A 7,967-nucleotide genomic window follows, 5' to 3' on the forward strand; every position below is an offset into this window, starting at 1 on the left:
GCCATCACCACCAATCGCCACCCCAAAACCAATGAAGTCAACATCATGACCGATGCTAAACCATGGGCGAAAATGTGTTTCACCTTGCATCCAGTCTTCGGGCGAAGTAGCCCAGCCACCAGCCTCCCCTGCTGATATATAACCGGGAGTAAAGTATTGTGTACGCTGACCAAAATCTACCATTGTAACGCCATTATAATTAGGGGGTCCGTTGTGTCCCATGTAATTATTCTTTGCAGCCCATTCCGCCTGTATCTGTGCCAGGTCATTTAACTTGTCATCAAGTTGCAAGTCATCAAAAAGGGAAGAAGTAGGACTGTTATGATAGATCTTTTGCCGCTGACTAGATGTAGTCTGCGCTATGTCATCCCGAAGGTTCGAAGCGAATTTGTTTTTCGAGCGATAGTCAGGGTCTTTTCTGGCCAGGTTAACAATTTCAAGCATAGCCGCACGGTAGCCCGCTACATCGACAGGCACTTTTACTTCTGGATAGAACTTACCGGCTTTCGTATTTTTGGCTATGTTGACCATTCTGGCCTTAGCCTGATCAAGTTGAGAAATCTTTTCGGTAAACTTCAGGGTGGGAAGGGTAGTGCCTTCCCATTTCAGGGCGAGTATGATGGCCGACTTCCAGGGGCCATCCGTTGGTGGAACGGCCGAATTTAATGCCTGGATTACCTGTGACTCATCCTTAAGTTTTGGTTCGAATTTCCAGGTACCGTCCATATCGCCCAATTTGGTATCGAAGCGAATTTGCCCTGTTTTTTCGGGATGCGAACCACCTAAATCCCAAGTGGCAATCCGCTTTATTACCGTATAGTTCTTACCGTCAACTGTTTTCTGGATAAGCTCCCCACTCCCGGCAGCCGGAGTGTTAAGAATCCAGTCGGCTAAATAATCTGGAGCCTGAACGCTGTAAGTGTAAGTGAGTTCACTCTCTGTCCTGTCTACTTTCGGCAACCAGATAGTCGTTTGGCCGTATGTAAAGACAGGGTTGTGGAAAGAATATACAACCCAAATCACACCGAACAAGACACATTTTTGGACTTTTTTCATAATGAGCAGGGGGTTTTGGTCTTGTAGGTCAACTGACCACAGCCGGGCCAGCAGGTAGAGAAAAACAGAGGTGTTTAGCTTATTCATATCTATTTTAAATTTAAGTTGAAAATGAATGTGAATTACTGTAATCAAATACTGCCCTGTCGGGACGGTTGGCATGTCAGGTGCCTGTCCGCTCTTGCCCCAAAATCCCGGTAGTTTCGGTTGTCGTGCGTGACCGATTTAATAGATGCCTGATAATCGGCCTGTTCTTGGGCTGACTTATTGAGATCCTTATTGATTATCAGAGGCTTCAAACCCGAGGGGAGTTGCAAGGCGGTTTGGCTTTCCTGCTTTTTTCGGTAATTGGGATTCAACCGGGCCTCGTTGTTTATCTTCAGCATGGTGGCCCTGGCTTTGTCCAGTTCAGCTTTCGTCAGGCTCGACTTACTACTCAGGTTTTTCAGGTAGTCAAGGTTGGCCTGGTTGTGAAGCTGGGCAGTCACCTCAACCGAACAGAGCAACGTAACGATGAATAATAAGAGAAGAGAAATGAATTTTGGTAAAATTGGTAGATGTGTTGCTTTCATAGTGTGTGATGTGCTTTGCTTTCGCTGCCTACCCTGATCCGTATTTTCGGCGATCTACGTTTTTAATACACCACAAAGTTGGGGCATCCGGGCGCGCAAAATCCGTCAACTTTGTCGCAAAATCCGTCAAAGTTGGCCTGGAATGGCCTCAAAAGGGCATTTGGGGAAGGATGAGCGGCAACCACCTAAACAAAATCACTTGGCAGTTTACCGAAACGGTTTTTGAAGCTCCGGGAAAAACTGCCGGCATTTTTGTAGCCCACCCGGGCCGCCAGTACGGCGATAGAAACGGGAGCGCCATTTTCCAATAACTCCCGGGATTCGTTCAGGCGAATCTCCCGCAAGTATTGCTGAGGACTGAGGCCCGTGAGGCGCTTCAACTGCCTGAGCAGAGTCGATTCGCTCATGGCAAAAGTCTCGCTCAGGGAGGGGACGTCCAGCATATCGCTGGTCAGATTTTCCCGTACGTGGGCTTCGAATTTTTCGAGCCAAGCCTGATGAGATTGAGAGAGTTGAGGAGAGGTTACGGCCGCCTGGTTTTCAGCCAGAGCATCCTGTGTTCTCGCCGACTGGTTTTTCAGCAGGTTGGCGATCCGCACAAGTAGTTCTTCCTCATCGAAAGGCTTAGTCAGGTAGTCGTCTACCCCGATGCGTAGCGCGCGGAGACGGGTCGAAGGGTCGGCCCTGGCCGTGAGCATAATGACGGGAATGTGCCGGGTGGTATCGCCTGATTTTAGCTTTTCGAGCAACTGGTACCCATCCATCACGGGCATCATCAGATCGCTCAGGATCAAGTCCACCGACTCCTCGGCGGCCAGTTTTTGCAGGGCCACCTTGCCGTTTTCAGCGGAAACGACGCGGTATTTTTCGGACAGTATCAAAATAAGGTACTCTTGCAAACCAGGATTATCCTCCACCACCAACAGCGTCGGCTTGGAAGTAGGGGCGGTGGTTACCGGATCGGACCTTTCAGTATTGGATTCCGTGTTTGATCCGGCACCTTCATCCAGGTTGCGAACAGCCAGCGGGGCCACACCGTTTTGTGCCTCGGAAAGCGCAAGCGGCCACGAAACATAGAAGCTAGTACCTTCGCCCAGCTTGCTTTCCGCGCGAATTTCCCCGTACAACAGCTTGGTGTAGTCATGGCAGAGAGCCAGACCAATCCCCGTTCCTCCGTCCAAATGCTGACTTTTTCGGTGGGTCTGAAAAAATCGGTCGAACACATGCGGGAGGTCGTCGGGATGGATACCGGGCCCCGTATCGACTACCGCAAGGGAAAGAATATTATTCTGCAATCCCACAGTAACCTCGATCTTACCAGCAACGGGAGTGAACTTAAAGGCATTGGAGAGTAAGTTATAGAGGATTTGCCTACATTTTTCCCGATCGAGTTCAGCCACCGCACCCGGCGCAATTTTCACCTCGTGCGAATAATGAATCTGTTTCGAGTGGGCTAACGACTGGAACTGACCAAGGTGTAGTTCAAAGAACGATTGCAATTCCGTGGGTTCAAGATCAAGTGGCATTTTGCCCATCTCTAGCTTCTGCAAATCAAGCATGTCTTTTACCATCGACTCTAATTGGCTGACGCTGCGACTAGCCACGTTGAGCAGTCTGGCGTGTTTTTCGGACAACTGCTTCTCCTTCAACAAGGTGGTGATGGGGCCCGCAATCAGCGTAAGCGGCGTACGTAGTTCGTGACTCACGTTGGCGAAGAAACGGGATTTGGCCACATCCAGGGTTTCCAGTTGGGTGGCGTGCTGCTGGATGAGGCGGTTCTTGTCGGCGAGTTCGGCTTTTCCCCGTCTTTGCCGAATGTATCCCATGATCAGGCCAACGGCCAAAAGCGCCACCAGCAGAAGGATAACCAGCGAATAGGTGAGCTGCGATTTTCTCAGGTTCAGTTCCAGCGCCCGGTTCTTTTCGTTAGCGGTCAGTTTGTCCCGCTCGGCCTGCAAATAGAAGTTCTCGAGATTAAAACCCTCGCTTCGCGACTCAAATTTTTCTTCGTGAAAAATCTTCTTCTTGAAAAATTGCAGCGCATCGTCAGGCTTATCTTCCAGTTCGGCAATGCTGGATTTCAGCGCGTAGGTTTGGCTTAACAAATCGTGGAGTTCCAACTTTTCCGCCTTGGTTCGGGCCTCTTCGAGGTAGTTTTTGGCTTGGCCAATATTCCCCCGTTTCAGTTCCAGATTGGTGAGGGCGTGAAGCGTAAAAATTTCAAACCAGGGCCCCGGTTCCGCCCGGCACAGGCGCAAGGTTTTCAAGTAGTAGCGCTCGGCTTCGGCCAGATCGTTTTTGGCCAGAGCCAAATCGGCCCTGCCCTTGGCGGCGTTGATCAGGAATGGATACTCCCCAGGCTTAATAGGATCAGATTCGGGAAGTTTCTCCAGATATAGTACATGTCTTTCGGCTTCCGCGTATTCTTTTTCAAGGAGTTGTAGTTCCTGCAACCGCAAATGTAGCTTCTTGGTAAGATGTACTGCGTTATGAGCCATTGCTTCTTCAAGCAAGGAACCCATGAGGGGAATGACCGCCTCCCGGCTTACGAAATGTAATCTGAGGGATAGTCTGTCGTATTCAGCCGCAAGTATAGCGTTTTCATCGCCCAGGACTTTGTAGATTGCCAACGCCTTTTCAATGCTCGTGGCGGCCAGTTGGTAAGTTCCCAAGGCGTCGTAATAGCGAGCCAGATCACCGTATGCCGCTGCCACCCTCGCCGGATTACGCTGTTCTCTGGCCAGTCTGACCATCGCTTCACCGACGTAGATCGCAGCATTGAGGTTGAATAGACGTTCCAGCCGGATCATGACCGCATAGTGATTACGAAGGACAGAGTCAGGCTGATTCTCAAAGTGTTCCGTAATTTGTTTCGGAATGAAGGCGTAGGAAGCTGGCGGCGGGGTCTGGTTAAGGCCAGCTTTTATCTTGGACCAAAGTAGTGGATCGACAGACAGCGAAGGTTCGCTCTGACCATAGGAGTCGCCGCACACTGACAGGAAAAGGCAGAGAAGTAGGGTAAGTTTGAGAAAAAGTACCTTTATCATTAATCCAGCAGGCGGAGTGTGGAACCGAACTTGCAACAAATTTATCTATATAAGAACCTGTTTGCAAAACGTGATTGAATGCAGCTTTCGCTTGTAACGGAAAGAGGGGAAATACTGACCAAAAAAAGCAAAAAATGCTCCAAATATACTTGCCGGGCATTTTCTCGCTCTGTTTTTATGAAAGTAGCCAAGAAGGTAGATACAATATTCCAGACAAAGTATTTTACCATTGGGCTCAACCAAATTCCTTAGCCAATTGGCAAATTACATTTTTGCGACTATCTCTGAGGAAAATTTGGAACCCGGATTTTTAATTTCAAAATTGCCACGATTTTCATCTCTATTCCTCTATGAACCAAACCCTTCCTCCGCCAGCTGCGCCCTTTCTGACGTCGCAAACCGACGCGACAAATTCGCTGGAAATCCCGGCTTACGTTTACGCAGTTGTTTTCTCCTCGCTATGCGTCATTACGGGCCTGATCTGGGATATTTGCTGGCACCTCAGCATCGGGCGCGACGGGCTTTTTTCGCCCCCGCACCTGGTCATCTATCTGGGAGCGGTGGTGTCGGGGCTTTTCTCAGGCTACGAGATTTTGCGTAACACGTTCGCGGGAAGCGCCCTGGAAAAGAGCAAGCGCGTCAAAATCTGGGGCTTCTTTTACAGTTCGTTGGGTGCGCTTTTCTGCGTGTGGGGTGCTATCGCGATGCTCACCTCCGCGCCCTTCGATGACTGGTGGCATAATACCTACGGGCTGGACGTCACCATTCTTTCGCCACCGCATACCGTACTGGCGTTGGGCATCATCGGCGTGCAATTCGGAGCCATAGTGAGCGTACTGGCCATCAAGAACCAAACGGAGTATCTTTTTCGGGGCAGCGAGCAGACCAATGACAGACGCGATGGGGTACTTTTCGCGCTGTTCGTACTGTCCGCCGGATTTCTGCTGACGATGTGGTACACATTGCTTTCCGAGGAAATCGACCGCTATGCCTCGCATACTTCCGGTTATTATCAAGTGGCGGCGGGGGCTTTCCCATTTGTACTGTTGGCATTCGGTCGGGCCTTTTCCCACCGCTGGACCATTACAGCGGTGGCGGCGGTTTATTCTCTCATTCTGATGCTCACACTTTGGATCATTCCGCTTTTCCCGGCAGAACCTATGCTGGGACCAATCCTTAACCACCTCACCCACTACAACGGCTTCAAGTTTCCGTTGTTGCTGATCGTTCCGGCGGTGGCACTCGACTTGCTCAGGCACCGCTTTTCCCACTGGAACGACTGGAAACTGGCGCTGCTGCTGGGTACTGTTTTTCTGGCAGTTTTCTTTGTAGCACAATGGTTCTTCGGTGGCTTTTTGTTGGAATCTCCGCAGGCCCGCAACTGGTTTTTCGGCAGCCACTACTGGTACTTCGGCAGTAATCCTGAATGGGAGTACCGCTATAAATTCGCCCCCTGGAATCTTGAAACGGCGGGCCAATTGGCGCGAGGTCTGGGCATCGCGCTGGTCATCAGTATTATTTCCAGCCGCATCGGCCTGGCCTGGGGCCGGTGGATGAATACCATTCAACGATGAAAAAGCTGCTGTTAATTTTGGGGTTAATTCTCAACGTACTACTCGTATTTGCCCATGTGGGTAGTTCCGGCGTCGTATTGCAGGGAGAAGCGGGCGCATACCGCCTGCTGGTCGATATTCAGCCGCCCGATGTTATTCCCGGCACCGCACGGGTAACGGTTTACGTAGAGCGAGGCGACCCGACGACCGTAAAGGCGCGGCCCATCTACTTCCGCTCCGGCGACGAGGGTGCCCCCGATTACGAAGCGATGGAAGCAGTCGCCGGGCAGCCGGGTCAATTTCAGGGCATCGTGTGGTTGATGGAAAACGGGTCATCCAGTGTCCAAATTAAGGTCGAAGGTACCCAGGGAAGCGGCGAAATGGTAGTTCCGCTGGTAGCGGTTTCGACCGCCCAGCGCGACATGCCCGCCGGGCTGGGCTGGACACTCGGCGCACTGGGATTATTGCTAGTGATTCTGCTCATCACGGTCATCGGGGCCAGCGTCAGCGACGGGCTACTCCGTGCCGGACAAACGCTTTCCGCCGCCCGGAAAAGAAAGCGACTGGTCAATATGGGCATTGCGTTCGTGGCTTGCGTGGTGATTCTGTACGGCGGCAGTAGCTGGTGGGATAGCTGGGCGGCGGACTACCGACGGAATATACTCAAACCGCTGGAAGCAAAGGGGACGGTCGTCGCGCAGGACGGTCAGCGGCTTTTTCAACTCAAAATCGACACCACCACTCTCGCCGAAAATCGCGGCCGAGGCTACCTCAGCTACCTTGTCCCCGACCATGGCAAGATGATGCACCTGTTTTTGGTTAGGGCACCCGGCCTCGACGCCTTCGCGCACTTGCATCCTGAGCGCGTCGATTCCACGACTTTTCAGGCGTATCTACCAAAATTACCCGCTGGACGGTACTTAGTGTACGGCGATATTTTTTCCATCACGGGTTTCACTGAAACCATCACCGACACGATCGACATTCCCGAAATGACGCTGGGGACGCCCATCAAGCGCACCGACCCTGAGGATACCTACGTTGTGACCGATCCGCTCAATGAGCCGAAGAATATCCCGCTGGACGCCAACGTCGTGATATGCGGCAAGCCCGGTACCCGCACCGCTCTGCTCGACGGCTCTTACGTAGTGTGGGAAGGCCAAGCCAACCAGGTGTTCAAGGCCGGAAAACCTTATCAACTCAAATTTGAAGTGTTCGCGCCCGATGGTGCCGCTGCTCAGTTGCAACCCTACCTGGGCATGGCGGGCCACGCGGCCGTTGTCCGCTCTGATGGCTCAGTGTACGTACATCTGCACCCCGTCGGTACGGTAGCAATGGCTTCCGAGCTATCACTCAAAAACCGCATTGCTGATACGTCCCGAACCTTCCGTCGCGCCTCGCCGCAGCTATTCCGCGACAGCATTGACCGCCACGTCGCCGCGCTGAAAGCCATGCCCGACACGGAGCGAGAAAACTTCCTGATGAAGGAAATGGGGATGAAAATGCCCGAGGACTCCGCCGAACACGAGGGCATGAACCACGGTAGTAACATCAGCTTCCCCTACGCTTTTCCGCGGGCCGGACAGTACCGGATCTTCCTGCAAATCAAGCGTAATGGGCAGGTACTCACGGGTATTTTTGACGCGCGAGTGGAAGAAGCCGAGATGTTGTAAAAACGTGAACGGCAGGTCGCTTGTAAAAGTACCATTGAAAACTGCCTATACAGTAAGCAGCACAAT

Annotated in this window: 5 protein-coding genes; 2 read left to right on the plus strand and 3 right to left on the minus strand. The window is 51.9% G+C overall.

What is annotated here, in order from left to right; genetic code table 11:
* From ACEW8P_RS09635 to ACEW8P_RS09645, 3 genes are all read right to left on the minus strand, one after another.
* On the minus strand, positions 1-1,143 hold a 1,143-nt coding region (locus ACEW8P_RS09635), incomplete at its 3' end, for a CAP domain-containing protein (protein ID WP_373512871.1).
* Between the two features lie 44 nt (positions 1,144-1,187).
* Positions 1,188-1,628 (minus strand): hypothetical protein, encoded by a 441-nt coding sequence (locus ACEW8P_RS09640; protein WP_373512872.1) that lies wholly within the window; start codon positions 1,626-1,628, stop codon positions 1,188-1,190.
* A gap of 185 nt (positions 1,629-1,813) precedes the next feature.
* Entirely contained in the window at positions 1,814-4,675 is a 2,862-nt protein-coding gene (locus ACEW8P_RS09645) for a response regulator (protein ID WP_373512873.1), read from the minus strand.
* Between the two features lie 350 nt (positions 4,676-5,025).
* On the opposite strand from ACEW8P_RS09645, the gene ACEW8P_RS09650 reads away from it, so the two are divergent.
* Positions 5,026-6,249, plus strand: coding sequence for a hypothetical protein (locus ACEW8P_RS09650; protein ID WP_373512874.1), 1,224 nt, complete (start codon positions 5,026-5,028; stop codon positions 6,247-6,249).
* Complete coding sequence (locus ACEW8P_RS09655; protein WP_373512875.1) at positions 6,246-7,901, plus strand: hypothetical protein; 1,656 nt, start codon at positions 6,246-6,248, stop codon at positions 7,899-7,901. Before ACEW8P_RS09650 ends, ACEW8P_RS09655 begins: the two co-directional genes overlap by 4 nt.
* Positions 7,902-7,967: the final 66 nt, after the last annotated feature.

Source organism: Persicitalea sp. (genome assembly GCF_041751555.1).
In the GTDB taxonomy this organism is placed as follows: domain Bacteria; phylum Bacteroidota; class Bacteroidia; order Cytophagales; family Spirosomataceae; genus Persicitalea.